The 253-nt window shown below is 37.2% G+C and carries 1 protein-coding gene; it reads right to left on the bottom strand.

What is annotated here, in order from left to right; genetic code table 11:
• On the bottom strand, positions 1-253 hold a 253-nt coding region (locus FE392_RS22480), incomplete at both ends, for a sensor histidine kinase (protein WP_500692704.1).

The raw sequence follows: 253 nt of genomic DNA, 5'->3' as shown, positions 1-253 counted from the left end.
TCTTCGTATGATTCTAATTGGATAAGACCTGAAAGCGTATACAATAAATTGTTATATTCGTGCGTTTGCGCTCGTAATGCCTCTGTATATTGCTTCGTCTGGGATAATTCTGCTGTTAACTGATCCATTTCAGATTTCAAACGTAAGCTCGATACAACGCCAGTTACTTTATTCTTTACTTTAATAGGTAGACGGTTCGCAATAACAGCCTGTCCTTTTATATTTAATTGGCGATCAAACTGTTCTTCACCAG

Source organism: Xenorhabdus santafensis, from assembly GCF_033949405.1.
GTDB lineage: Bacteria > Pseudomonadota > Gammaproteobacteria > Enterobacterales > Enterobacteriaceae > Xenorhabdus > Xenorhabdus santafensis.
Note: the sequence above shows the minus strand (reverse complement) of the source record. Positions and strands in the feature narration are given on the sequence as shown.